The sequence below is a fragment of the Pseudoalteromonas sp. S2755 genome, from assembly GCF_005886535.1.
Lineage (GTDB): Bacteria > Pseudomonadota > Gammaproteobacteria > Enterobacterales > Alteromonadaceae > Pseudoalteromonas.
This window is the reverse complement of sequence record NZ_PNDS01000188.1, coordinates 1-2,063: the sequence shown is the minus strand read 5'-3', so window position 1 is coordinate 2,063 and position 2,063 is coordinate 1. Positions and strand designations below refer to the sequence as shown.

The window sequence follows — 2,063 nt, the reverse complement described above, 5'->3', positions numbered from 1 at the left end:
AGCTGCATTCTGCCAGTGTCTTGATGATGATGCCATGTCAAACCATCTGCAGGATCTTTTGATGGTGGCTTTTTCATTATATGTGCTACTTGCTCATCATTTAAACCTAGAGTCTTGGCTAGACTTGGGTTTCTCTCTAATTGTATAGCAAGATTTTTATTTGCTTCTTTAAAGTGTTCTGTGGCTTTGCCAGAGCCTATATGATGATCCGATATGTGAGTATCAAATTTACTCTCAAATATGGGGAAACCATTCGAATCATATTGTAATTTCTTTCCTTTTCGGTGTAAGTACCCATTTTCATCCAAGTTATTTTTATTTCTAATTGTAATTGCGTCAGAGGGTTGTCCACCAATAGGGATAACCTTGCCATCAGAAGTGAATTTAGGCTTTCTAGCTAGATCATTTATTTTATTTACACTATCGGGATCTACAATTGTGTTTCTGTTGACAACATTAGACCCAGGCAACTCATTCCCTTTTGGCGGCTCCAACTCATCGGCTTTGGCTTTGGTGGGCTTATCAGTGACGCCTCGAATTGGTGGTTGGCCTTGATACTCATCCAGCGCTTTATTAACTCGCTGTCCGATTTCTTGGGCGGCTTGTTGCATATGCTGGTCGATTTTGGGGGTGACCTCGTCTAGGCGCTTTACCGTGGCTTGCATGCCTTCGATGGCGGCGTCTGGGAGCAGTAGGTCGTAGTGCCAGCTGGTAGACATGTCATCAAGTGAATCGCGCAGGCCTTTGACGATGTTTTTAACTTCCGTGGCGGATTGTTTTCCTAGGTCTTGCCAGTTGATGTCTCTTAGGTATTTAACTGGGTCGCCTTTGCCGAGCTTGCGTAAAACGGCAAGCGCAGCAGAGAGGGATTCTCCGGTATTTTTTAAGATAACCTTACCCACGCCTTTGACGGCTGAGCCCACAACTGGTACTAAACCAATACCCGTTAGGGTAAAGGCAAGCCAAGCGTCGGTGTCGTTGGCCTCATCATCGTCGGTCAGTAACATGACATTGGCAATGATATCTCGTAAATCCATGACTTGGTCGATAATCGGTATCATGGAAATCAAGGTACCTACCACGATTTGTGACGTGGAGGGGTTTTGATTAAAGTCGCCTTGTAATGTGCCCCATAACCAATCACCTGCTTGGGTTGCAATGCCATTGGCTTCTATCAGTGGTGCGGTATTACCGCTGCGTACCATTTCAGCCGCTTGCGCTGGGGTGATTTGTCCATACAGTGGGTTTTTAGGGCGATTATCTTCTGGTAGGTAATCGCGCTTGTCCTCACCATATTGCACGGTGTATTGACCGGGCGGTGCATTCTCAATTTTTGCTTTACCGCTGTCATCTAAGTTGCCGGTCAACTCTGTGCCGTTTGCAAATCGAACGGTATAAGGTGCGCCCATAATTGGGCTGCCATCTTGATAGGTATAAGACAGCTCAATGGTACTGCTCATCATGGTGGCGATGCCATCGGCGGCCAGTGAGAGTCGAGCATTCTCAGAGAGTGCTTGAATTTGTGGCACACTCGGCATCGTGGCGCTTTGTTTACCACCAATATCTTGCTCCATGCTGCCGTCAAACACGGTCATGGCTTTGCCTTTTAACGTCAGTAACTTGTCTGCAAAGATGTTGACGTTACCACTTGAGTCAATGCTGATTTCACTGCCGCCATTGGCAAGGGTGAGGTTGCCAGAGCCACTGCCTTCAATCGTGATATTACCTTGGCTTTGAATGATTTGACTTCCCGCGGGAGCGGTAATGGTAAGGTTGTTGTCTGCCTTAAGGTTTATATCGCTTTGGATAACACTGCGATGACTCCGGCCCGCCTTAAGGGTGATATTTTGTTCGGCGCTGACGTCAATTTGATTGGCGGTGACGTCTAGGTTGGTTGCTGCATCGGCAATCACCGACTTTTTACTCTCCAGTGCCAGTTGTTGTTTGGCGCTGGCGATAAAGGTTTTATTGGTGAGTAGTCGAATTGCGCTTTTAACACTGCCAAGTTGTATGTCTTTGGCTGCAAAAATGTTCATCGCGCCAAGCTGTGCCTGCCTGTGATT

The 2,063-nt window shown here is 46.7% G+C and carries 1 protein-coding gene and 1 pseudogene; both read right to left on the bottom strand.

The window, feature by feature from the left end; all coding sequences use genetic code 11:
• Positions 1 to 308: HNH endonuclease (locus tag CWC03_RS23940; RefSeq protein ID WP_349304215.1), on the bottom strand; the 308-nt coding region annotated here is incomplete at its 3' end.
• A gap of 146 nt (positions 309 to 454) precedes the next feature.
• A pseudogene (locus tag CWC03_RS23935) lies at positions 455 to 719 on the bottom strand (polymorphic toxin type 15 domain-containing protein); the annotation flags it as partial.
• Positions 720 to 2,063: the final 1,344 nt, after the last annotated feature.